The organism is Saccharococcus thermophilus (genome assembly GCF_011761475.1).
Classification (GTDB): Bacteria; Bacillota; Bacilli; order Bacillales; family Anoxybacillaceae; genus Saccharococcus; species Saccharococcus thermophilus.
This window is the reverse complement of sequence record NZ_JAASRS010000001.1, coordinates 2,942,013-2,964,472: the sequence shown is the minus strand read 5'-3', so window position 1 is coordinate 2,964,472 and position 22,460 is coordinate 2,942,013. Positions and strand designations below refer to the sequence as shown.

Here is a 22,460-nt window from a genome sequence, read left to right as displayed (position 1 = left end):
GAAAGAAGAGAAGAGGTGCGTTTATTTGACAATTTCTTCGGAGGCGTTGCTGGCATTATTGAAAATTATTGCGATTGATATAATTTTATCCGGCGACAATGCCGTGGTCATCGCAATGGCAACCCGCAGGCTGCCGAAGCATCAGCAAAACAAAGCGATTTTTTGGGGGACAGGCGGCGCGGTTCTCTTGCGTATTTTATTTGCCGCTGTCATTGTCTTTTTGCTAAAAATACCATTCGTTCATTTAGCAGGCGGGCTATTGCTTCTGTGGATTGCCTATAAAGTGCTGATTGAACAGGAGGAAGAAGCGCATATTCAGTCATCCGACCGCTTGTTGAAAGCGATTATGACGATTATCGTCGCCGATGCGGTAATGAGTTTGGATAATGTTGTGGCGGTGGCGGGAGCGTCAGAAGGGCATATCGGCATGATTGCCTTCGGTGTGACCGTCAGTATTCCGATTATGATTTTCGGTTCGAAAGCCATTATGAAGGTAATGGAAAAATATCGCTGGATCACCTATGTCGGATCGGGAATTTTAGCATGGACGGGTGGAAAAATGGTGATGGAAGATGAAGGATTTATGCGTCTTCTTCATCTTCAGGAAGGGCCGCTCACTTACGCGATTACCGTAGGATTAACCATTTTCGTATTAGCTGTGGGATATGTGGCCAATAAAAAAGCGGAAAGCAAGGAAGGAAGGATTGCCTAAGGAGGAAAATAATTCTTTCTCTATCCGCGGATGGGAGGGAAAGAAAAACAGCAATGAAGATCGGCAATATTTTGGTGACCGGAAGGCTGTATGCGGAGATGGCAAAATTGCTGCAACAAAAGCGACCGGATAAAAACTTCCGATTTGTCACGGAAGAAGCGGTTTGCCGTGATGATTTTTTTTGGGCGGATGCGTATGTCGGCTTTCGGCCGGTTCCATCCTTTGAATTTGGCAATATTCGCTGGGTTCACTCACTTGGCGCCGGGGTCGATGCGTTTTTATGGAACCGGGAGTGGAAAGAAGATGTGGTCCTGACGCGGACGATCGGCTCGTTTGGCGAACAAATTAGCGAATATTGCCTTAGCTATATGCTGCGGGATTTACAATGCCATGATGTATATGGATGGTATCAATCCCAGCGGCAATGGAAGCCGGTCGCGCCAACGTTGCTGCGGACGCAGCGTGTTGTCATTTATGGAACGGGCGAGATTGGACAGCAGATTGCCCGCCACCTGCGCCTGTTTGGCGTTGCGCCAATCGGTATTTCATTAAGTGGACGGCAAAAGCCTCACTTTTCCAAAGTGTTTTCCGTCACGCAGGCGGAAGAGGTACTGCCAAAAGCAGATTGGATTATTGCCGCACTTCCGCTGACAAAACAAACGTATCATCTGTTTGACGAAAGGTTTTTTTCACTTTTAAATAATGTTTGCTTCATCAATGTCGGCAGAGGGGCAACGGTAGACGAAGTGGCGTTATGGAGCGCACTGGAAAACCGCCATATTCGTCTTGCTATTTTAGATGTGGTGGAAGAGGAGCCATTGCCGCCGACATCGCCGTTATGGCAACATCCAAACGTCATTATTACGCCGCATATCGCCGCGCTGACATCGGTGGAGGAAGCGGTGGACTGCTTTTTGCAAACGTTGCGGCGAATCGAGAATAATGAGCCGCTTTTCAATCGAGTAGATATCGAAAAAGGATATTAAAAACGGGCGTGTTCCTATCGGACATGCCCGTTTTCGTATTGGGAACGATATGTTAACGGTCGGTAACGACCACATAAGTCGCTTTCATCGGTCCATGAACCCCGACGACTAAATTCATTTCAATATCGGCCGAGTTGCTTGGGCCTGTAATAAAGTTGACGCACGAAGGGACGAGCTGCCCTTTTTCAATTTGTTCATGGATGTAAGCAGCGGCCTGGGTCATGCGCGGCACAACCGTGCTTTTGGCGACGATGGCGATATATGTTTTTGGCAAAAAGCTGACGGTGCGTCCTTTTCCGTTCCCGCTAAACAGTACGACCGTTCCTGATTCAGCCAGCGTAATGTCGCTAAATGTAATGCCGACGTTTGCTTTTTCGGCAAAATCGATATTTTTTCTGCCTAGCTTAGTGTCCCAGATGTGAACCTCCACGTTTTCGTTTGGCCATTCGCGGCGCAGCAAGCTAGTTAATCCGTATTCGTCAAAGCGCGGGTCATCCCACGTGACAACCGGACCGCCCCCGTATTGGGCAACGATTTGCTTTACCGTTTCCACTAGCTCGTCGCATGTTGTTTCCACGTACTGTGTGTGAATGAGTGCGCATTGTTCTTTTAACACGGCCAATAAATCGTCTTGGCTGTAGCCTTCAAACACCGTCCATTGCGGCTGATGCTTCCAGTGCGGACGGGATATGCCTGATACACGGCGCGGCCGCCCGAGCCGGTCGGCAATCGTTTGTAAAAAAGCGTCGCGGTTATAAATCGCTCCGGTTTTCATTGCTGTTGCCTCCTTTTTGATGTTCACGGAACCAGTCGCGGAATCGTTCTTTATTCGGCGCCGGGAATTCCCGGACTTCTGTCCATGCCTTCAGCGGACCAGGACCTTTAGAAATGCGGTCATCGCTCGTAAATGGTGCCAAGACGCCTGGCGCGACTTTCGAGCCGAATCGATAGAGAAACGGTGAAGAGGTTCCTAACCGAAACGCCCTCATGGCCAGTTTTTCCGCTACCGGCGCTTTTCCTTCCCGCTCGACAATAACTTGGCGGTGCTTTAGCAGTAATTCATGAAGCGGAATTTTAACCGGGCAAACTTCCGTACAGGCTGCGCAAAGGGAGGAGGCGTACGGCAGCTCTTTATAATCGTCATATCCGCCTAACAACGGTGATAGGACAGCTCCAATCGGTCCAGAATAAATGGAGCCGTAGGAATGCCCGCCAATGTGACGGTACACTGGGCAGACGTTGACACAAGCTGCGCAGCGGATACATTGCAATACGGGTTGAAATTCCGTGCCAAGGATGGCGGAACGGCCATTATCGACAATCACAAGATGAAATTCTTCCGGACCGTCGACGTCTCCTTCATCGCGAGGGCCGGTTAATACGGTAATATAGCTCGTTAATTTTTGCCCGACCGCGCTGCGCGTCAACATGCTGACAAGCACTTCCATTTCCTCAAACGTTGGCACGATGCGCTCCATTCCCATGACGGTAATCTGTGTTTTTGGCAGCGACGTCACTAAATCGGCATTTCCTTCATTTGTCACCAATGTAATCGATCCGGACTCGGCGATGGCAAAATTGCAGCCGGTAATGCCGATATCGGCGGTAAGGTATTCGCGGCGCAGCGTTTCCCGGGCATGAAGCGCCAGCTCCTCCGGTTTTTCTGATTTTTGGTAGCCGAGTTTGCGGCGGAAAACGTCACGAATTTGTTCTTTATTTTTATGAAGGGCAGGACCAACGATGTGTGATGGAGGATCATGATCATCCATTTGCAAAATGTATTCGCCAAGGTCTGTTTCAATCACTTCACAGCCGATTGCTTCTAGCACAGGATTTAAGTTAATTTCCTCCGTTACCATCGATTTCGATTTCACGATTTTTTTCGCCCCTTTGTGGATGGCGACATTGCGGATGTACTCGTTTGCTTCTTCCGCCGTTTGCGCGAAAAAGACATAGCCCCCGCGTTTGGCAACGTTTTCACTCAGCTGCATTAAATAATAGTCCAAATTTTCTAGGGTATGCTGGCGAATTTCCTCGCCGAGAGAGCGCCATTCTTCCCAGTTTCCGAGCTCTTTCGTAACTCCGATCCGTCTTTCGTACCCACGGTCCTGCATACCGGCTACCGCACCGCGCATAAATTGGTTATGAAGGTTTGTCTCTACTCGCTCCCAGAATCCTTGATTTCCTATTTTCATTGGCATATGCCAATTCCCTCCTTTTATCGGCTGTTTAACACTTCAGCAATGTGCATGACTTTAATCGGCTTTCCTTGCCGCTCGATGCGCCCACCGATATTCATTAAACATCCGCAATCGGCACCGATTAGATAATCTGCTTGCGTCTCTTCAATATGCTTAATTTTTTCATCCACCATCTGTTCGGAAATCGGCCCCATTTTCACGGAAAATGTTCCGCCAAATCCGCAGCATTGGTGGGCATTCGGCAATGGAACGAGTTCGAGCCCTTTTACGTTTTTTAATAATCGGAAAGGCGCTTCTTTGACGCCAAGCAGACGTGTCATATGGCATGACGTATGGTAAGCGGCGCGCCCTTCGAGCTTAGCTTCGACGTCTTCTACCTTCAGCACGTCAACAAGAAATTGCGTAAGTTCATACGTTTTCGCAGCCAGTGCTTTCGCTTTTGGCTCCCATTCGCGATCGCCGCGGAAAATATGCGGGTATTCCTTAAACATAGCCGCACAGGAACCAGAAGGAGTAACTATGTAGTCCGCGTGTTCAAATGTGCGAATCATATGTTTCATCGCTTCTTTTGCCTCTTTCACATAACCGCTATTGTAAGCGGGTTGTCCGCAGCATGTTTGCGCTTCGGGAAAATCAACTTCGCAGCCCAACCGTTCCAACAGTTCTACCGTTGCTTTTCCCGCGTTCGTATAGAACAAATCGATGAGACAGGTGACGAACAAGGAAACTTTCATCGTAAATCCCCTTTCACATCATGGTGTATACCGAGGTAAGCAGGTCATCTGATGACCTTTGTATTAATTATATACTATTTTCAGAGAATAGAAGTAGATTTTGATGCAATTTTTGTCAATAAAAAAAGCACTCAGTTGTTTTGCTGAGTACTTATCGGGAATATATATTTTTGTAGGATGTTTTCTACGTTGGTCAGGTGCTGGAGCATTCGCTCTCGGGCGGCCTCGGCGTTTTTCTCTTGGATTGCTTCGAAGATGTTGGTATGTTCCTGAAGAAGTTTCTCCGTCGTTGTCTGCTTCGAAAACAGCCAAATCCGCCGTGTTTCCCGCATCGTTTCAATCAGCATTTCCGATACGCTATTCATCAAGCTGACTAAAATCGGATTATGGGAAGCGGCTGCGACGGCCATATGAAAAGCAAGATCTGCTTTTTCGCCAAGCTCGTCGTTGCCGATGCCTTCCTGCATCTCGTGAAGCGCTTGTTCCATCGCATTTAAATCTTGTTCCGTCCGTTTGTGCGCGGCTAAAGAAGCGGCACCGGCTTCGAGAAGCTTGCGAACTTCAAGCAAATGCCAAACATCTTCTTTGTTCATCAATACTGCTACCGAGAGCGGGAAGGTAAGCACTGTCGGGTCAAATTCACGCACATAAGTGCCTTCTCCGTGTTTTAATTCGATCAATCCCATTGCTTTTAACGCGGTCAATGCCTCACGGATCGCGGCCCGTCCCACTTGAAACTTTTCGGCAAGCTGCTGGACAGAATCCAATTTATCTCCCGGTTTTAATGCGCCGGTTTTAATCATATCAAAAATCGCTTCTGCTACTTCTTCATAAATTTTTTTTGTCTTAATGCGTTTAAAATTCAATGTATTCACCTCGATACGCGCAAACTAGATATTTTTGCACTCTTTCTTAACTATTGATAAATTTGCCAGCATATTTTTTATTTGTACGTTTCATATCGTTTATATTATACATCGAATGCGGAGGAAACAAGTGCTTTTCTGTGCCATAGGAATTTTTGATTAAAACATAGAAATTTCAAAAAATTGAAAAATGACTATTGTCTTTTTCGATTACTCTCACTATAATTTGACTCAGATAACTATATTATCCGGTCATCTGATGACTATGGAAACGTTATAGGGTGGGAGACATTGATTAAATTCTTAAACAAAGGGGAGAATGGTTTATGCAGTGGAAACAAGATTTTACGCCAATTGCCGATCATCTATGGCTATCTGCCATCGTTGCACTCATTCCAATCGTGTATTTCTTCTGGGCTCTCGCTGTTAAACGAATGAAGGGGCACATCGCCGGGCTTACGACATTAATTGTTGCGTTAGTTATTTCTGTAATCGCTTACAAAATGCCAGTGGGAATGGCTGTCATGTCCGTGACGCAAGGGGCGGTTTATGGGCTGTTGCCGATTGGATGGATTATTATTACTTCTGTCTTTTTATACAAACTGACCGTGAAATCAGGATATTTTGATGTGATCCGTAATTCGGTGACGTCGATCACCGAAGACCGCCGTCTGCAAGCACTGTTGATCGCATTCTCATTCGGAGCGTTTTTAGAGGGGGCTGCCGGATTCGGGGCGCCGGTAGCGATCTCCGCTGCGCTGCTTGTCGGATTAGGGTTTAATCCGCTGTATGCGGCGGGAATTTGTTTGATTGCCAATACTGCTCCAGTTGCCTTCGGGGCGATCGGAATCCCGATTATCTCGATGGAAGGGCCAACAGGGATTCCTGCGACGGAAATCTCCAAAATGGTAGGGCGGCAATTGCCTTTTCTATCCATATTTATTCCGTTCTACCTTGTGCTTATTATGGCTGGATGGAAAAGAACGGTGGAAGTTCTGCCGGCAATTATTGTCTCCGGTGTTTCATTCGCCCTTACACAATATCTCTCTTCTAACTTTTTAGGTCCTGAACTTCCGGACATTTTATCCGCCTTAATTTCGCTATTTGCCCTTGCCGTATTTTTAAAGTATTGGAAGCCGAAAAGTACCTACCGCTTTGCAACCGAATCGGAAGTGGCGGCCGCTTCGCAAGCGCATCGTGTTGCCTATGCGGGCGGGAAAGTATTTAAAGCATGGTCTCCGTTTTTAGTGCTGACGGTATTCATTTCTTTATGGGGAATTCCGCAAGTAAAAGCGGCGTTGACCGGGCATTATGAGGGAACAAATGGGCTGTTAAAGCTGGTCAACACAATTGGCTACCATCTGACATTTATGCCGGCAGTACCGGGATTGAATAATAGAATCATTAATGCAAGCGGCCAGCCAATTGCCGCGGTATATAAATTAGAATTGCTCGGCGCAGCCGGTACGGCGATCTTGTTGGCGGCGGTTGTAACGAAATTTATTGTCAACATGTCTTGGAAAGATTGGGGGCGTACATTTATTGAAACGTTGGTCGAATTAAGGTTCCCACTTATTACAATCGCTTCGGTGGTCGGCTTTGCCTATGTCACCAACGCTTCCGGCATGAGCACAACACTTGGGATGGCGCTGGCTAAAACAGGGTCGTTGTTCCCATTCTTCTCGCCGATTTTAGGATGGCTTGGCGTGTTTATTACCGGCTCCGATACGTCTTCGAACTTATTATTTGGCAACTTGCAAAAGGTAACGGCGACATCGATCGGCATGGATCCGGTTTTAGCATTGGCGGCAAACTCTTCCGGTGGAGTGGTTGGGAAAATGATTTCGCCGCAATCGATTGCGGTCGCTTGTGCGGCGGTTGGATTAACGGGCAAGGAATCCGATTTATTCCGATTTACAGTCAAACATAGTATTTTCTTAATTATTTTGATTGGCATCCTCGTATTTTTGCAGTCTCATGTTTTATCATGGATGGTTCCATAACGCTGTGAGAAGGACCGAACAGGGAGAATACATTCATAAAATTTCATAGCCATGAAACCAGCCCAAGCAACAAAAACCCCGCATTACATTTGCAGTAACGCGGGGTTTCTCCATAGAAAGATGTTTTATGGAGCGGCGCTTATTAGTTTTGGTACGGCCTGAAGGGCTTTTCCGGTGCCGATCGCCACCGCTTCAATAGGATTAGGAGCAGTATAAACGGGAACATGCAGCTCGGAACTGAGCCAATGTTCGATTCCGTGAAGAAGGGCGACGCCGCCGGTTAACACAATGCCATGGTCAATAATATCACCGCTCAGTTCCGCCGGACACTCTTCCAGTACCGTACAGATAGCGCCAAGAATTTGGAAAAGCGATTCTTCGATGGCTTTTTGCACTTCTGTAGAACGCAACGTCACCGCTTTTAGAAAACCGGTCACCAAGTCGCGGCCATGAATGACCATGGTTCGTTCTTCATGGATGCCAGGAGCATGGCCAATTTCGATTTTAATTTGTTCCGCTGTCTGCTCGCCAATTAACAAGTTATAATGTTGCCTTACATATTGGATAATATCATCATCTAGCTGATTACCACCGACACGAAGCGACTGGCAGGCAACGACTCCGCCAAACGAAATAATTGCCGCTTCCGTCTTACCAGCGCCTAGATTGACGACGACATTGGCCACCGGCTCATCGACCGGCAAGTCAGCGCCGATCGCCGCGGCAACTGGTTCTTCAATTAAGTGTACTTGCTTCGCGCCACAGTGCTTGGCGATTTCATAAAAAGAACGGCGTTCTACGGAAGTAGCGTGAAATGGGACGCTGATAACGACATTTGGTTTTTTGACCGAAAAACCGATCCGTTTGCCGGCAAGTTTCAACACTTGTTTGAGCATCGTTGCCGCTTTGTCAAAATCAGCAATCACCCCATTTTTTAATGGATAAATCGTTTCGACGTGATTTGGGGTTTTACCGATCATCACTTTTGCCTCGTTGCCAATCGCCAGCACTTCGTTCGTTTGAATATCATAAGCAATCACTGCTGGTTCGTTAAAAACAATGCCTTTATTTTTACTATATAGCTGTATATTCATCGTTCCTAAATCAATCCCAATTTCCGAAGAAGCAAACATGCTCAACACCTGCCTTTATCCAAGAATGGATTCAAACTTTATAGAGAGTGCAAGCAACAGTTTGAATCAGATAAACAGTCTTATTCCTACATATATAATTTTCGATATCATTGTTTCTTTTATGACGGTAAAAGACGAAAAAGGGGAAAATATGTCGATAGGTGGTGTTACTATGGGAACAAGAAAAATTTTTGAACGATTGAGAGGAAAAATTTTTTTCTTTCTATGTATAAAATAACAAAAAAGGGGAAATGAATAGTAGCGTAAAGTTTTCCAAGTATTCCCCCGATCCCCTATGAATATATAGATGCCCTCCTATGCTGGGAGGGCCGCTTTTTTTTAAATGAAAAAACTCCCTACATATTAAGCACGCTTACTTAATATGCTAGAGAGTTTTTCTTGTTTCCTTATAATCGTTTTGCTCCAACGTATCTTACCTTCCAATAAGGATTATTTAAACTGTCAATTTTTACTTCTTTGGAAACAGCATGGATCACTTGATTGTTTCCTATGTATATAGCCACGTGGGAGACGCCGCTTTTGCCTTTCGATGTATTAAAGAATACTAAATCGCCCGGCATTAAGTTTGATTTATATACGGTTCTTCCTTTTTGATACATCAATCTAGCAGAGTGGGGCAAGATGATCCCGATTTTTTTATGCGTATAGTAAACAAACCCAGAACAATCGAATCCTCTTGGTGTAGTTCCGCCATATCGGTATGGGGTGCCAATCAGTTTTTTCGCTTCAGCAATTAGCAATCGCTTGTTTCCTGCTGCTTCGGTATTGGAAGTGTTTACAAATAAGGAGGAAAATAGAACTAAAACGGATAGTGAAACCAATGCGACCATTTTTTTCATTTCCCTAAACCCCCGACAAAAAATTTTCCGATTCGACTCAATCTGACTCTAGTATAGCAAAGGAAATACCTCTTTTTTTTACAGTTGAATTAAATAATATTACAGAAAAGTTACAAATATATAGGCTAGTCCTAATTCCTCGTATAAATTTTGTTTTCATTTAGTGCTTTTGTATTAATAAAAAGAAAGAAATCCTATCATACAATTTACTCAAATAAAATATTTATGTAATAAAATGTATATATACTTTGTCGTAAACTGTCGAACGAATAGGAATGAGGTGGGGAAGAATGGCGGAAATAATCTTTCTATAATGTTCATAAAGAAGTCGAATCCATAGATGACGGTGATCATTTATGTCGAAAGAAATCGAATATATATTATGGATGAGTTTTCTCGTTTTTCTTGTCTTTGAAGGGATGTATTTGTTGGCGATATACGCCCGAGTAGAACGAAAATCGTTGGAAAAATATAAGCGGGAATTAGAAGCAAGCGAAAATCGATTTAAACGGTTAGTGGAAATGACCATGGAAGGAATTATTGTTCATGCGCACGGCAAAGTGATGGAGGCAAACCGCGCTGCCTGTCAGTTGCTTGGATATGTGGAAAGTGAGCTGATCCATTTGCCGATTGGCGATTTAATGGTCGCCGGTTCGTTAGAGAAAATGGAGCATGATGATGGGCAGGAAGAACGCTATGAAGTTCAACTGCGGAGGAAAGATGGTACCGTTTTTCCGGCGGAAATCGTGCAACACAAGTATGACTATGACGGCGGAAAGGTAAATGTCATAGTGATTTGCGATATTACAGAGCGGAAGAAAAGTGAAGAAAGAATGCGCTATATGGCCACACATGATGATTTAACCGGATTGCCCAATAAAGAAGCAATCCATCATGCCATTACGAAAAATATTAAGGAGGCATCTTCTCGCCATGAAGAAGTGGCCATTATGTTTCTTGAGATTAGCGGGATGAAGACGATTAACGATTTTTACGGATATGCCGTAGGTGATCAAGTGCTGCTGCAAATCGTAACGGAATGGAAAAAACGAAGCGACGAAAATGTGTTGTTAGGAAGATGGAGCGGCAATGAATTTATTGCGATTTTGTCCAAAAGCACGAAAGAAAAAGCGGAAATGGTTGCTAAACAGTTTAGTGAAATTGCTGATGAACCAATTGTGGTAGATGGCCTTGAATTATATGTTACAATAAAAATTGGCATTAGTTTATATCCGAAGGATGGAATGGACTCAAAAACATTAATTCGAAAAGCAGATATTGCGAGATATCGGTCTCGGAAAAAGGTAGTAAGCGAATTTTTGTTTTTTGAGGAACCAATGGCCCACGTGCTTCACGAAAAGATCGCTATGGAGAGAGAATTGAGACGCGCACTGGAAAAAGGGGAATTTGAACTTTATTACCAACCGCAAATTCGGCTAGATAGCGGTACCGTTACCGGCATGGAAGCGCTAATTCGTTGGAACCACCCGGAAAAAGGGATTATATCCCCCTATACATTTATCCCTGTCGCCGAACAAACAGGCATTATTATCCCGATTAACGAATGGGTGATTCGTACCGCTTGCCAGCAAACAAAACAATTATTGGAATACTTTCCTAACTTATCGGTATCCGTCAATTTATCTCCGTATGAGTTTGAAAACCGCCGTTTTGTCGATAAGCTGGCGAGGCTGCTTGAGGAGACGGGGCTGCCACCACATCATTTAGATTTGGAAATTACGGAGCGGATGGCGATGGATACAGAGCAGGCGATCGCGATTTTAACCAAACTGAAAGCGATCGGCGTTACGATCAGCATGGACGATTTTGGCACAGGCTATAGCTCGCTCAGTTATTTAACCGATTTGCCGATTGACCGCTTAAAAATTGACCGTTCGTTTGTTCGAAATATTCAAGGAAAAAAAGATGCGATTTTACCGGCGATTATTCGTCTCGGGCATAATATTGGCGTAAAGGTGCTCGCCGAAGGAGTAGAGACGAAAACGGAAGCGGCCTATTTAAGAGATAAACGCTGTGATGAGGCGCAAGGATATTATTTTGCCCCGCCGTTGCCGTATGAAGCGTTTCTCAACTTTCTGCGCAGGCAGCAGCGGAACGAATTGCGTATACAGGAGATGAAATGATGGATATTTTTTGGAGAATAGCGGAAGATAAAATTCGCGAAGCGATGAAAAACGGAGAGTTTGACAATCTTCCTGGATTTGGAAAACCGCTTGAACTCGAGGATTTGTCCCATATTCCCGAAGACTTGCGACTCGGTTATTTGATGTTAAAAAACGCCGGCTATGTCTCTGAGGAAGTCGAGTTAAAAAAAGAGTTGATGACATTGGAAGATTTATTGAGCTGCTGTGAAGATGAAAAGGAAAAAGAGAAATGGAAGAAGAAGCTAAATGAAAAATTGTTGCGCTGGAATGCGCTCATGAAAAAGCGCAATAAAACCAATTCCCAAGCATTGCGCGACTATCAACGGCGAATTGATGAGAAATTCCGATAATCGATGGCACCGCTTGCTGTGAAAGAACAGCAAGTTCTTTTTTTATTTATATGAAAGGAATATGGAAAATTGGGGAAAATAGAGGTGGAGCTGGTGAATGACATTCCTGCTCTGATGGGTGCAAAAGAAGCGGTGCGGCTGGAAAAAGGTTTTTCGATGAACAAAAATTGTCGTCGTATTAGCAGATGGAGCTTTTCAACGGTTAACGCTAAAACAAATGGAAAAAGGAGAGTGTGAGTAAGATGCGAAAAACATGGATTTCTTTCCTGACTGCTTTGATGCTGTCCATTCCGACAGGAGTATTGGCAGCCAATCAGGCTTCCGACTCGACGCAACAAGGCAGTGTTATCAAAGCGAACCACGCTATGGGGCATTCATTTTTTGAGCATATGTTCAAGCACGGAAAGCTCGACGAACAAAAATGGATGGAAATAGTTAAACAATATACGCCAGACCAAGTGGATGAATGGAAAAAAGTTCTGAATGAGCGCAAACAACTACGGGCAAAACTGCAAGATGAACAAGTGAAAAAAGCGTTAAAAGCAAAATGCCGAGAGATGAAGCAAAAGCGAGAACAAGCGCTCGATCGATTGATTGACCGCCTCGCAAACAAAGAAATAACGAAAGAACAATTTAAGCAAGAATTGAAGCAATTACATAAACGGAAAAAGTGGATGTCCAAAGAAGAAAAACAAAAACTACGCGAGCTTCATCATCAAACATATAAAGCGATGAAAGAAAATGATAAAGAGGCAATGGCTAGATTATTGCCGCAATGGCTCGATCATATGAAAAAAGAAAATGAACGGTTGGCAAAATGGATTCAAGAAGCGACGCAAAGATAATATAATGAAGAAAAAGGCCGTGGATTTCTACACGGCCGTTTTTTATAAAGGGGAAATTCGTATGGGATATCCGGTTATGTTAAATATCGCAAATCAACACGTTGTCGTCATCGGCGGCGGAAAGGTGGCGGAACGGAAAATTCATGGATTACTCGAAGCAAAGGCAAAAATTACAGTCGTGGCTCCCACGATTACAACGGGGATTCAACAGTTAGTAGCAATTGGAGAACTTATTTGGCGACAAAAAACGTTTTCTCCTGACGATATTGTCGGGGCGTTCATCGTCATTGCCGCCACAAACGATCGAGATGTCAATGAAGCTGTAGCGAACGCCGCACAGCCCTACCAGCTGCTTAATATCGTCGACGACCCAGAACGGTCCAATTTTCATGTTCCTGCGGTCGTAAGGCGCGGCAGATTGACGATTGCGATTTCGACAGGCGGGGCAAGCCCGACCATCGCGCAGCAAATCCGTCGCCATCTTGAGGGACTGTACGATGATGACTACGGACGGTATATCGATTTTCTTTACGAATGTCGGCAATGGATTTTACAAAATGTGCACGATGAACAAAAAAGAAAAAAATTATTTAAAACAATTGCTGATGAATCATTTCGGAAGAGGGGGAATTGGGAAGAGGAGTTTGAACAGCTGCTGGAGAATGTGATAAAAGAATAAATTAGGTGAAAGGAAGAGTAGGATGACGATCCCAATTTATGTTGTAGATGCGTTTACGAACGAGCGGTTCAGTGGAAACCCGGCTGCTGTTTGTCTTCTTTCTGCCCCAATGCCAGAAGAATGGATGCAAAAGGTAGCGGCGGAAATGAATTTTATCAGGCGTCGAAAAGAGGAGGAGTAGTCAAAGTAGAAGTCAATCATGATAGAGTGGGACTGTCTGGACAGCAGTAACCGTATGGAAAGGTGAATTAATAGACTGATAGAAATATGGAACAAGCAACCTTCCCGCTATGGAGAAAGTTGCTTGTTGTTCAATCATCCCATTTATACGTCCAAAACCGCTCGGTCTTCAGCCATTCTAACGCGTCGCCGCCGCGTTTTTTCGCCGCTTTCATCAATCCTTCGGTTTGCGAGCGGTGCGCTTGGATGGCAGCAAGTTTTTTCTCGATGAACGAACTGACGTCACGGATGACATCTGGCTTTCCTAAATCTTGTTCACAGTTTTTTGCAAACGCGACGCAATGAACGGTAGGACGCTTGTCTTTCGGAAGGCGCTTGAGGGCGCGAATAACAGCGGCACCACATGCGTCATGATCCGGGTGGACGCTATAGCCAGGGTAAAACGTAATGACAAGCGATGGATTTGTTTCCGCAACAATTTCTCCGATCCGGTCAGCAAGCAATTCTTCATCCTCAAATTCTACCGTTTTATCTCGGTAGCCGAGTAAGCGCAAATCGCCGATGCCGATTGCTTTACATCTCACATTTCGCACCCTCTCGACGAAAATCGGGAGGATTTTTTCGTTCCGATGTCGAATGAATCCTTGACACACAAGGAACGTAAAGGAGTTTTTCACTTATGAACGTTCAAGTCAAAAAGGTCTATCGCAATTCTTATTTGAATATAATAAGTGCCCTATTCAAGAAACTGGGTCTGCCTCAATTGATTGACCATCTCGTGCCCGTCGATCCGCAGTGCCAAACGCGAGTCAGCGATGCCGTTCAGGCCATCCTCTACAATGTGTTTGACGGCCGGCAAGCCCTTGTTCACTTGGAACATTGGGCTCAGGAGGTCGATTGTGAGAAACTCATCCGTCCCGATCTCCATCCTTCCTGGTTGAACGACGATGCGTTGGCCCGTCATCTCGATCGCCTGTATGAGGCTGGCATTCACAACGTCATCAGCACTTGCTTGATTCATATTTATCGAAAAGAAGGCCTTTCCCTCCGAGCCTTCCACGCCGATACGACGGACAAGACCGTTTACGGCGCGTATGAATCGGCCTCGTTAGAGGCCTTACAAATCACACATGGCTACAACCGCCATCATCGTTGGCAAAAACAGATCGGTTTCGGACTGGTCGGCAACGAGGACGGCATCCCGTTTTACGGCGATGTGCACGATGGCAACCTGCCCGATAAAACATGGAATCCCGAGGTGCTGTCTCGTGTCCATGAACAGCTGAAGCAGGCCAAAATCGAAGACGAATGGATTTACGTGGCCGATTCCGCCGCGATGACGAAAGAGACCCTGGCGCAAACCAAAGCGGCCAACGCCTTTTTGATCACCAGAGGCCCTTCGTCGCTCCGGATCGTGAAAACCGCGCTGGCCGAAGCGGATGCTGAGGACACGACGTGGAGCGATCCCTTTACGTTGGCGGAGAGAAACGGCGCCACGTACCGGGTATGGGAAACGGCCTCGACGTATGAAGGCCACCCCGTTCGGCTGATCGTTGTTGAATCGAGCGCGCTCGACCAGCGAAAAGGAAAGACGCTTGAAAAAGAACGAACCAAAGAAGCGGAGCTTCTTCGCGAGGAACAAGCCCGTTGGGAGCGTCACCCCTTCTCCTGCCGGGAAGATGCCGAACAAGCCTTGGCGTCCCTCAAGGCGTCCCTTCGCCCCCGGTTTCATCGGGTTGAGGCCGCGGTCGAAGAGATCGTACGCCTGAAAAAACGGCGCGGACGGCCGAAAAAAGGGGCGGAACCCGAGGTGGAGACGCTGTATTTCTTGCACCTTGACGTCGAATTCGACCAAGACGCGTGGGAACAGGCGAGACGGAAAGCGTCCCGGTTTGTCCTTGTCACGACCGTTCCGAAGGAATGGAAGGGCCAACCCATGGATGCCCAAGAGATCTTGAAGCTGTATAAAGGGCAGATCTCGGTGGAAATGAACTTCGCTTTTTTGAAAGATCCGTTTTTCACGGATGAGATTTACGTCAAAAAACCAGAACGGGTCGCAGTATTAGGCTATTTGTTTCTGTTGGCCTTGGCTATTTACCGCGTTTTTCAGCGCCGAGTGCGTCAGTTTATTACTCCAGAACACCCGTTGAAGGGTCCTGGAGGCCGCAAGCTGACCCGGCCGACGGGACAGGCGATTTTTCAGCTGTTTCAATATGTGAACGTCGTCCTGTTCAAGCTGCCGGATGGGCGCATCCAACGCTCACTGGATCGCTCCCTTACCCCTGATCAGCGAAGGATTCTGCAGGGATTGGGCATGGATGAGAGCATCTACGTGTAACGTGATACGGAACGACCAGCGATGGTAAAAAAAGGATTGCCATCGCTCGTTGTGTTGGTCAAAAAGTTATTCTGAAAAACTAAATAAAAAATCCTTTGTTTTGACCTTGTTAGGGTGCGAAATGTGAGATATAACGGTTCGCCAATCGAAATTGTTAACGCTGTTTTTCCGGGTAAATATGACATCACCGAGTTTCAGCGCGTACCAAATCAATATTGGCACTCTCAAGAGAATAGAGTACAAGCATTAAGAACTTTTTGTGAAAAGAGAAAGATTAGCAAAGAATCGTTACCTCTTTTAAATCGAGCATACTTTCGGAAGCATTTCCCGAGATTTATCAGTATGGTGGATCGGCATTATGATAGTAAATTTTATCGTTGGATTATGGAATCATTCCCCGAACATACATTTCAGCCTGAGGAATTTAATTTGCTAGTTGGGATTGACGGACAATTGTGTGATTCAAAAGAAGAGTTGGCGATCCATAATTTTTTAGTTCAGGCCATCATTTCGGCAAAAGTAGAGAGAGAAAGCCAGCGCTTTATGAACAATCGGTATGAGGAAGTATATATTCCTGATTGGGTTATCTATCAAAATCACCGGAAATTCGTAATAGAGTATTTTGGTTTGTATGGTTCGATTCGTTATAAAGCATATACCGAAAAAGCGGATAGAAAAATGGAATTTTTTCAGTCGTTGAAAGACTACAAGTTTATTGCCATTATGCCTGATGATTTTCGGGAAAAAGGGTTTCGCAGAATTGTGTCCCTTTTGATTAGTAAGGGGATGTGGATTAATGTTCATCGTTCTGATTGTTACTGAATTTGTCAAAAGGCTAGGAGGATAACAAAGGGGATATTCAAATTTTGAAATTACCTTCCTGATTTTTGTTATTTCCTTTTTCTCCCCCTTCACAATCCCCTACTACCATCCGATATAAAACATAGATAGTGTTCATGCAAAGGAGCGAGCGCAATGACGGTGGAGCGGGTTTCTTCCCATTCTCTTTCTTATTTGTATGAGAATGTTCACAAGGAAAAAGCCAGCAACATGATACCATCGCCAACACAGAATCAGAATGATACCAACACCTTCGGAACTCCGCAGCAAGAAATCCCGAAAGAAAAGCTGGAAGAAGTCGTCAAAGGCTTGAACGAATTTCTACAACCGAGCCATACAACGCTAAAGTTTAAGTTGCATGACGAGTTACAGGAATATTACGTACAAATTATTGACGAGCGGACAAATGAGGTCATTCGCGAAATTCCGCCGAAAAAGCTATTGGATATGTACGCGGCGATGATGGAATTTGTCGGCTTGATTGTTGATAAAAAAATTTAACGGTGGTGAGTGAACATGGCAAGTACGATGCATATTAGTGGTCTTGCGAGTGGAATGGACATTGACAAAATGGTCAGTGATTTAATGAAAGCGGAGCGGATGCCGCTCGATAAATTGTATCAAAAAAAGCAAATTTTAGAGTGGCAGCGCGATGATTACCGTTCAATGAATACGTTACTTCAAGATTTGGACAATTATATTTTCAACAATTTAACATTGCAAAGCAATATGTTAAAAAAGAAGGCCGAAAGCTCTGATGACAGCGTGGTAAGTGCAACAGCTAATGCTTCGGCTGCGAATATAAGTACAACGATAAACGTAACGCAAATTGCGACATCAGCGACTTGGATTTCCGCGGATCGTGTAGATAGTATAACCGTTGATACGGATACAACGTTGACTATCAATGTTACTAACGGCGATGGGAATCCCCCTGCCACCAATCCGGTGACGATTACGGTAAAAGCCGGTGCTACACTGGATTCTGTCATTTCTCAGTTAAATAATGATCCTAACTTAGGGGTTACAGTGTTCCGGGATACGCAGACAGGTAAAATTGTTATCACAAAGAAAGATACTGGGTCAAAAGCAAGCTTAGTTATTGGTGACGATATTACGGCTGCATTTTTTCAAAAGCTGGGCTTTACCAATGCTGCTAATGGACGTAAACTTGAGGATACCAACGGTGATGGGAATGTTAACGCACAAGATAGCTTCATTGCGGGAACTGATGCACAATTTACAATCAACGGTTTTACAACAAGTCGTTCTACGAATACATTTACGATCAACGGTGTCACGTATACGCTGAAAAACAAGGGAACGGCAACGATTACCACATCAACTGATACGGACGCGATGTTTAACGCAATTAAAGGATTTGTCGACAAATACAACGACACAATCGACAAAATCAACGCCAAGCTGAAAGAAGAACGCTATCGTGATTATCCGCCGCTTACCGATGAACAAAAACAAGCGATGACGGACAAGCAAATTGAGCTTTGGGAAGAAAAAGCGAAAAGCGGTCTGTTGCGCGGCGATTCGATTTTATCGAGCGGTCTAAGCAAGATGCGGATGGACCTTTACACAAAAGTGGAAGGTTCTAATATTGCCAGTGGATTTTCCCAACTTACAGAAATTGGTATTACTACTTCTCCTAACTACCTAGATGGTGGTAAGCTAATTATTGATGAGGCAAAGCTTCGCGGGAAAATCCAAGAAAATCCGGATGCAATTTACCAACTATTTAATAACTACAACACCAATGATAAGACAAAAACTAGTTACTCCGAAAAAGGGATCGCCCTCCGTTTACGTGATACAATCAAAGATACGATCGGCAAAATTGAACAAAAAGCCGGGAATACGCTTTGGACGAACCAGCAGTTTGCGATTGGCCGCGATTTAAATGATATTAACGACCAAATTAAACGTTTTGAAGACCATCTCAAAGACGTCGAAGACCGCTATTGGCGGGAGTTTACGGCGATGGAGGAAGCGATTAATAACGCGAATTCACAAGCCACGTACCTTATGAACGCCTTTGGCGGAGGCGCCCGATAATTGGTAAAGGAGTGAGATAAATGGCAACGAACAATCCGTATCAAAACTACCAAACGAACGCGGTGCAGACGGCGTCGCCAGGCGAGCTGACATTGATGTTATACAACGGCTGCTTAAAGTTTATTAAACTAGCGCGCAAAGCGATCGAAGAAAACAATATTTCCGCGCGAAACGAAAACTTGATCAAGGCGCAAAACATTATTCAAGAGCTGATGGTGACGCTGAATATGGAATATGACGTAGCGAAATCGATGATGCTCATGTACGATTACATTTACCGTCGGCTTGTCGAAGCGAACGTGAAAAACGACGCGGCAATTTTGGATGAAGTCGAAGGGTATGTGACCGAGTTTCGCGATACGTGGAAGCAAGTGATTCAAATTAATCGGCAGCGTCAATACGCGCAAGGCGGGCAGGCGTAATGAGCGTCGTGACCGAGTTATTTCATTTGACGAAAGAGCTGCGTGATCTCGTGTGCGCGCCTGTTCAGGCAGAAAAGCGCGGGGAGACGATTGAAACGATCAAGCGGCTGCTTGCCGAACGGGAGGAGCTGTTACGGGAGCTTCGTCCGCCGTATAGTGAGGAAGAACAGCGCCTTGGCAGACAAATCGTGCTTTGGAATCAAGAAATTGATGCGCAGTTGCGGGAGCTGAAGCGGCAAATTCAGCGCGATTTAACGATGATTCGCCAGAAGAAAATAGCGAATCATCATTACGTGAATCCGTATGGGCAGTCTTTAGCAATAGACGGAATGTTTTACGATAAAAAACGATAGGTTGGGATGCAAATGATTTCGTTAACGACTCCACAACTCGAAATGGTGCAAAAATACGTGGAGCTTTTGGATACGATTGAGGAAGGGTTTGCTTATGTTGAAGAAAGCTTTGTGAATTACGAGCGGACGCAAGGGGACGAGGTGCTGGCCGATATTTTTGCGGCGTTTGCCCAGATTGGTACGACAAACGTACATTTATGCCAGCTATTTGCCGAGGAAACGGACATCGTCCATCACTTGCGGCTCTTTTCCGATGTGCTCGAAGAGGCGTATCAATTAGATGGGAATTTTGGCGATACGAACTTGAAGCAACGTATTGTCGAGCAACATCTTTCCCCCGCGTTTCAAGCGTGGAAGATGACCATCACCCAACTGTTGAAGCGATATGTGGAGCAATGAAAACACCGAGTCCCGTGGCGTGGGGCTCGGTGTTTTTTACACGGCTTTGACGATTGTCACATTAATTTCTTTGCGCAAATCGATTTCGTACGGACTTTTCAGTTCTTCGCCGTACGGATCTTTAATGACGCGCACGACTGGCCGCAGCGGAAAGTCTGGGAATACTTGCGACACAACCCCAATGTACCCGGTGTTTAACACGACCGTAGTGGCGATTGGGTAAATGGCGATGTACGAGAGAAATAGTTTAATTAATTCATAGTCGAAAACGCCGCCGGCCGCGCATAAATATTCGGCCGCTTCATGCGGTGAATATTGTTTGCGATGGTAGCGCGCCGAGGTGAGCGCGTCAAACACGTCAGCGATGGCCACAATGCGCGAATATTCATGAATTTCTTCTCCCGCCAGCTGGCGCGGATAGCCGCTTCCGTCATAGCGCTCATGATGCTGGAGCGCGCAGTGGGCGGAAAATAGGGAAATGTTGCGCTGGCGCCGCAGAAGCTCGAAGCCGAAAAAAGTATGGCGGCGGAGAATATCTTTTTCCTCTTCGGTCAACGGCTTGCTAGTTTTGTTGCTCGACCAATGCCGCTATCGTTTCATACATTTTTTTCATTGTTTGTTGCTGGATCGTTGGACTGCGGATGCGGGACGATATCATCTGTCTGTTCGTCGTTAATGCAAATATATTGAATCCCTTTCATTTGCAGCGAGCGGATGTATTGGTTTGTTAGCGCCGCTCCTCTTGGTAGCAGAATCGCGCCGTTGACTCCGAAGATATCAGCGGCAAGAATGTCGCCGCTTTTTGCCTCAGAAATATGTATTTTTCGCATATTGCCGCACCTCGACCAATAAATTTGATTCAAATTCGTGAAAATAAGGATGTATTTTCTAGGTACCGTCAAGAATTTTGTGTAATATAATGGGGGTAGGGTTTCTCTGAAATGGATTTGGAATGAATAGGGAACTAGTTTCCTCCACACAGGAGACTGAATATTCAGTCTCCTGTGTGGAAAGGGAGAATCCCCCTATTTTGTTTATTTACAGTATTTGGTTAATGATAACGTTCTTCAAACATTCGCTCGAGGGCTTCCTGTGCTTCGGCAAATCCTCGCAACTTTCGCCCTGCCCATTTCTCATTAAAATCTTGAATGGTCAAATATACGATTTTTTCAGCGGCTTCTAAACTATTCAAACTGTTCATCGGCTTTAGACGTTTCCGAATCTCCTTGATCGTTCGTTCAATGGCATTCGTCGTGTAAATCACACTTCGAATACTGCTTGGATAATCCATAAATGTAAGGAGGACATCCAACTCATTGGCCCAAGATTGAACTTCTCTCGGATACTTGCTTGACCATTTCGACTCAAACTGTTGAAACATCTGTAACGCCATCTCCTTATTCGGCGCGCGATAAATCAGCCTGAGATCCTCGGCCACTTCAAATTGGTCTTTTTTCCGAACACGATGGAGCGTGTTACGGACTTTGTGAACGACACAACGCTGCACATCGGCTTTCGGATAAACCGCCTTAAAGGCTTCCTCCAACCCTGGTAGTCCATCGAATATGCCCAGAAGCACTTCCTTGGCGCCTCTTTGGTAGAGGTGTTGAAGAATTTCCTGCCATACATAGGCGCTTTCTTGTCCTCCCACAAAGAAATCAAGAATTTCGCGATATCCTTCTTCGTTCACCCCTAACACCACATAAATGACTTCTTTCTCCACGGTTTCGCGACGAAGTTTTACGTATAAACCATCCAAATATAAGACGGAATAACGCTTGTGCAGTGGACGAGTGTGCCATTTCTCGATGTCTTCCTTCACGACATCGGTAATACGGCTGATCGTCGCAGGAGAATAGGTGCTTCCTAGAATTCGTTCGATAAACTTGCCAATTTCCCGTGTACTCATGCCACTTTGGTACATCCTAATGATTGCTTCCTCCAGCCAGCCGGTGTGCCGTTGGTAAGGGGCAAACAACTGTGTTTGAAATTCTCCGTTTCGGTCTCTAGGGACCAAAAGACCTTCAATCCGGCCATATTGCGTATCTAGATTTCGTTGATAGTAGCCGTTTCTCATATTTGATGTTCCGGCCTGTTCTATTTCGAGGAAATTCTTGATTTCTTCCCGCATGATCAGTTCTAATTTTTCCTTTACAAACTGACGAATGACACTTTCCAGTTGATTTGCCCAGTCGACATTCGGTATACTTTTAGACATAGGTAGGGTTCTCCTTTCTCTGGAATGTTTGGGTTCAATCAGAGAATACCCTACCTTTTTTATTTTGATCTAGTAAAATGCTTTACACAAAATTTTATACATCATCATT

The 22,460-nt window shown here is 45.2% G+C and carries 23 protein-coding genes and 2 pseudogenes; 16 read left to right on the top strand and 9 right to left on the bottom strand.

Annotation, left to right across the window (positions count from 1 at the left end; genetic code table 11):
• Nucleotides 1-25: 25 nt before the first annotated feature.
• A complete protein-coding gene (locus BDD39_RS15385) occupies nucleotides 26-712 on the top strand; it encodes a TerC family protein (protein WP_166912037.1) in 687 nt (228 codons plus the stop codon).
• Nucleotides 713-765: 53 nt separating this feature from the next.
• Nucleotides 766-1,698 (top strand): D-2-hydroxyacid dehydrogenase, encoded by a 933-nt coding sequence (locus BDD39_RS15380; protein WP_166912035.1) that lies wholly within the window; start codon nucleotides 766-768, stop codon nucleotides 1,696-1,698.
• A 52-nt stretch (nucleotides 1,699-1,750) separates the two neighbouring features.
• Here the strand turns inward: BDD39_RS15380 and BDD39_RS15375 are convergent, their stop codons facing one another.
• The 4 genes from BDD39_RS15375 to BDD39_RS15360 form a co-directional block, all read right to left on the bottom strand.
• Entirely contained in the window at nucleotides 1,751-2,473 is a 723-nt protein-coding gene (locus BDD39_RS15375) for a LutC/YkgG family protein (protein WP_166912033.1), read from the bottom strand.
• The gene (locus BDD39_RS15370) at nucleotides 2,451-3,899 is read right to left on the bottom strand and encodes a LutB/LldF family L-lactate oxidation iron-sulfur protein (protein WP_166912031.1); all 1,449 of its coding nucleotides are present in this window, start codon (nucleotides 3,897-3,899) and stop codon (nucleotides 2,451-2,453) included. Before BDD39_RS15370 ends, BDD39_RS15375 begins: the two co-directional genes overlap by 23 nt.
• A gap of 17 nt (nucleotides 3,900-3,916) precedes the next feature.
• Nucleotides 3,917-4,633, bottom strand: coding sequence for a (Fe-S)-binding protein (locus tag BDD39_RS15365; protein ID WP_166912029.1), 717 nt, complete (start codon nucleotides 4,631-4,633; stop codon nucleotides 3,917-3,919).
• A gap of 131 nt (nucleotides 4,634-4,764) precedes the next feature.
• Entirely contained in the window at nucleotides 4,765-5,499 is a 735-nt protein-coding gene (locus tag BDD39_RS15360; RefSeq protein WP_166912027.1) for a FadR/GntR family transcriptional regulator, read from the bottom strand.
• Nucleotides 5,500-5,825: 326 nt separating this feature from the next.
• Between BDD39_RS15360 and BDD39_RS15355 the strand changes: the two genes are divergently transcribed.
• Nucleotides 5,826-7,502 carry an L-lactate permease gene (locus BDD39_RS15355; protein WP_166912025.1) on the top strand — a complete coding sequence of 559 codons (1,677 nt, stop codon included), beginning with the start codon at nucleotides 5,826-5,828 and terminating at the stop codon, nucleotides 7,500-7,502.
• Nucleotides 7,503-7,627: 125 nt separating this feature from the next.
• On the opposite strand, the gene mreBH is transcribed toward BDD39_RS15355, so the two are convergent.
• Nucleotides 7,628-8,635 (bottom strand): rod-share determining protein MreBH, encoded by a 1,008-nt coding sequence (gene mreBH / locus BDD39_RS15350; RefSeq protein WP_166912023.1) that lies wholly within the window; start codon nucleotides 8,633-8,635, stop codon nucleotides 7,628-7,630.
• A 407-nt stretch (nucleotides 8,636-9,042) separates the two neighbouring features.
• Nucleotides 9,043-9,495, bottom strand: coding sequence for a C40 family peptidase (locus BDD39_RS15345; RefSeq protein ID WP_166912021.1), 453 nt, complete (start codon nucleotides 9,493-9,495; stop codon nucleotides 9,043-9,045).
• 356 nt (nucleotides 9,496-9,851) lie between these two features.
• Between BDD39_RS15345 and BDD39_RS15340 the strand changes: the two genes are divergently transcribed.
• The 6 genes from BDD39_RS15340 (at nucleotide 9,852) to BDD39_RS15315 (ending at nucleotide 13,715) form a co-directional block, all read left to right on the top strand.
• On the top strand, nucleotides 9,852-11,639 hold the full coding sequence (locus BDD39_RS15340) for a putative bifunctional diguanylate cyclase/phosphodiesterase (protein ID WP_166912019.1): 1,788 nt from the start codon (nucleotides 9,852-9,854) through the stop codon (nucleotides 11,637-11,639).
• Nucleotides 11,639-12,010, top strand: coding sequence for a DnaJ family domain-containing protein (locus BDD39_RS15335; protein ID WP_166912016.1), 372 nt, complete (start codon nucleotides 11,639-11,641; stop codon nucleotides 12,008-12,010). Before BDD39_RS15340 ends, BDD39_RS15335 begins: the two co-directional genes overlap by 1 nt.
• Nucleotides 12,011-12,079: 69 nt before the next feature.
• A complete protein-coding gene (locus BDD39_RS15330; RefSeq protein WP_166912014.1) occupies nucleotides 12,080-12,247 on the top strand; it encodes a hypothetical protein in 168 nt (55 codons plus the stop codon).
• Between the two features lie 5 nt (nucleotides 12,248-12,252).
• Nucleotides 12,253-12,855 carry a hypothetical protein gene (locus BDD39_RS15325; protein WP_166912012.1) on the top strand — a complete coding sequence of 201 codons (603 nt, stop codon included), beginning with the start codon at nucleotides 12,253-12,255 and terminating at the stop codon, nucleotides 12,853-12,855.
• Between the two features lie 61 nt (nucleotides 12,856-12,916).
• Nucleotides 12,917-13,534 carry an NAD(P)-binding protein gene (locus BDD39_RS15320; protein ID WP_208404421.1) on the top strand — a complete coding sequence of 206 codons (618 nt, stop codon included), beginning with the start codon at nucleotides 12,917-12,919 and terminating at the stop codon, nucleotides 13,532-13,534.
• A gap of 22 nt (nucleotides 13,535-13,556) precedes the next feature.
• Entirely contained in the window at nucleotides 13,557-13,715 is a 159-nt protein-coding gene (locus BDD39_RS15315; RefSeq protein WP_166912008.1) for a PhzF family phenazine biosynthesis protein, read from the top strand.
• A 130-nt stretch (nucleotides 13,716-13,845) separates the two neighbouring features.
• Here BDD39_RS15315 and bshB2 read toward each other — a convergent pair.
• Nucleotides 13,846-14,286 (bottom strand): annotated as a pseudogene (bshB2, locus tag BDD39_RS15310) (bacillithiol biosynthesis deacetylase BshB2); the annotation flags it as partial.
• Between the two features lie 107 nt (nucleotides 14,287-14,393).
• Here bshB2 and BDD39_RS15305 point away from each other — a divergent pair.
• The 7 genes from BDD39_RS15305 to BDD39_RS15275 all read left to right on the top strand — a co-directional run bounded on the left by BDD39_RS15305 (nucleotide 14,394) and on the right by BDD39_RS15275 (nucleotide 20,133).
• Entirely contained in the window at nucleotides 14,394-16,052 is a 1,659-nt protein-coding gene (locus tag BDD39_RS15305; RefSeq protein WP_015863777.1) for an IS1634 family transposase, read from the top strand.
• A 123-nt stretch (nucleotides 16,053-16,175) separates the two neighbouring features.
• Nucleotides 16,176-16,874: a hypothetical protein gene (locus BDD39_RS15300; RefSeq protein WP_166912006.1), complete on the top strand. Its 699-nt coding sequence runs from the start codon at nucleotides 16,176-16,178 to the stop codon at nucleotides 16,872-16,874.
• A gap of 153 nt (nucleotides 16,875-17,027) precedes the next feature.
• On the top strand, nucleotides 17,028-17,393 hold the full coding sequence (gene flaG / locus BDD39_RS15295) for a flagellar protein FlaG (RefSeq protein WP_166912004.1): 366 nt from the start codon (nucleotides 17,028-17,030) through the stop codon (nucleotides 17,391-17,393).
• 15 nt (nucleotides 17,394-17,408) lie between these two features.
• A complete protein-coding gene (locus BDD39_RS15290) occupies nucleotides 17,409-18,959 on the top strand; it encodes a flagellar hook-associated protein 2 (RefSeq protein WP_166912002.1) in 1,551 nt (516 codons plus the stop codon).
• A 20-nt stretch (nucleotides 18,960-18,979) separates the two neighbouring features.
• A complete protein-coding gene (gene fliS / locus BDD39_RS15285) occupies nucleotides 18,980-19,381 on the top strand; it encodes a flagellar export chaperone FliS (RefSeq protein ID WP_166912000.1) in 402 nt (133 codons plus the stop codon).
• Nucleotides 19,381-19,734 (top strand): flagellar protein FliT, encoded by a 354-nt coding sequence (fliT, locus tag BDD39_RS15280; protein ID WP_166911998.1) that lies wholly within the window; start codon nucleotides 19,381-19,383, stop codon nucleotides 19,732-19,734. The genes fliS and fliT overlap by 1 nt, the downstream gene beginning before the upstream one ends.
• 12 nt (nucleotides 19,735-19,746) lie before the next feature.
• Nucleotides 19,747-20,133: a DUF8042 domain-containing protein gene (locus BDD39_RS15275; protein ID WP_166911996.1), complete on the top strand. Its 387-nt coding sequence runs from the start codon at nucleotides 19,747-19,749 to the stop codon at nucleotides 20,131-20,133.
• A 36-nt stretch (nucleotides 20,134-20,169) separates the two neighbouring features.
• Here BDD39_RS15275 and BDD39_RS15270 read toward each other — a convergent pair.
• Both BDD39_RS15270 and BDD39_RS15265 read right to left on the bottom strand, forming a co-directional pair.
• Nucleotides 20,170-20,963: pseudogene (locus BDD39_RS15270) on the bottom strand (HD-GYP domain-containing protein).
• A 221-nt stretch (nucleotides 20,964-21,184) separates the two neighbouring features.
• Complete coding sequence (locus BDD39_RS15265) at nucleotides 21,185-22,351, bottom strand: IS256 family transposase (RefSeq protein WP_166907797.1); 1,167 nt, start codon at nucleotides 22,349-22,351, stop codon at nucleotides 21,185-21,187.
• Nucleotides 22,352-22,460: the final 109 nt, after the last annotated feature.

Coding starts and splice junctions, on each gene's coding strand:
- BDD39_RS15380 (WP_166912035.1), top strand. CDS start 766: ATGAAGATCGGCAATATTTTGGTGACCGGAAGGCTGTATGCGGAGATG.
- BDD39_RS15375 (WP_166912033.1), bottom strand. CDS start 2,473: ATGAAAACCGGAGCGATTTATAACCGCGACGCTTTTTTACAAACGATT.
- BDD39_RS15370 (WP_166912031.1), bottom strand. CDS start 3,899: ATGCCAATGAAAATAGGAAATCAAGGATTCTGGGAGCGAGTAGAGACA.
- BDD39_RS15365 (WP_166912029.1), bottom strand. CDS start 4,633: ATGAAAGTTTCCTTGTTCGTCACCTGTCTCATCGATTTGTTCTATACG.
- BDD39_RS15355 (WP_166912025.1), top strand. CDS start 5,826: ATGCAGTGGAAACAAGATTTTACGCCAATTGCCGATCATCTATGGCTA.
- mreBH (WP_166912023.1), bottom strand. CDS start 8,635: ATGTTTGCTTCTTCGGAAATTGGGATTGATTTAGGAACGATGAATATA.
- BDD39_RS15345 (WP_166912021.1), bottom strand. CDS start 9,495: ATGAAAAAAATGGTCGCATTGGTTTCACTATCCGTTTTAGTTCTATTT.
- BDD39_RS15340 (WP_166912019.1), top strand. CDS start 9,852: ATGTCGAAAGAAATCGAATATATATTATGGATGAGTTTTCTCGTTTTT.
- BDD39_RS15335 (WP_166912016.1), top strand. CDS start 11,639: ATGGATATTTTTTGGAGAATAGCGGAAGATAAAATTCGCGAAGCGATG.
- BDD39_RS15325 (WP_166912012.1), top strand. CDS start 12,253: ATGCGAAAAACATGGATTTCTTTCCTGACTGCTTTGATGCTGTCCATT.
- BDD39_RS15320 (WP_208404421.1), top strand. CDS start 12,917: ATGGGATATCCGGTTATGTTAAATATCGCAAATCAACACGTTGTCGTC.
- BDD39_RS15315 (WP_166912008.1), top strand. CDS start 13,557: ATGACGATCCCAATTTATGTTGTAGATGCGTTTACGAACGAGCGGTTC.
- BDD39_RS15305 (WP_015863777.1), top strand. CDS start 14,394: ATGAACGTTCAAGTCAAAAAGGTCTATCGCAATTCTTATTTGAATATA.
- flaG (WP_166912004.1), top strand. CDS start 17,028: ATGACGGTGGAGCGGGTTTCTTCCCATTCTCTTTCTTATTTGTATGAG.
- BDD39_RS15290 (WP_166912002.1), top strand. CDS start 17,409: ATGGCAAGTACGATGCATATTAGTGGTCTTGCGAGTGGAATGGACATT.
- fliS (WP_166912000.1), top strand. CDS start 18,980: ATGGCAACGAACAATCCGTATCAAAACTACCAAACGAACGCGGTGCAG.
- fliT (WP_166911998.1), top strand. CDS start 19,381: ATGAGCGTCGTGACCGAGTTATTTCATTTGACGAAAGAGCTGCGTGAT.
- BDD39_RS15275 (WP_166911996.1), top strand. CDS start 19,747: ATGATTTCGTTAACGACTCCACAACTCGAAATGGTGCAAAAATACGTG.
- BDD39_RS15265 (WP_166907797.1), bottom strand. CDS start 22,351: ATGTCTAAAAGTATACCGAATGTCGACTGGGCAAATCAACTGGAAAGT.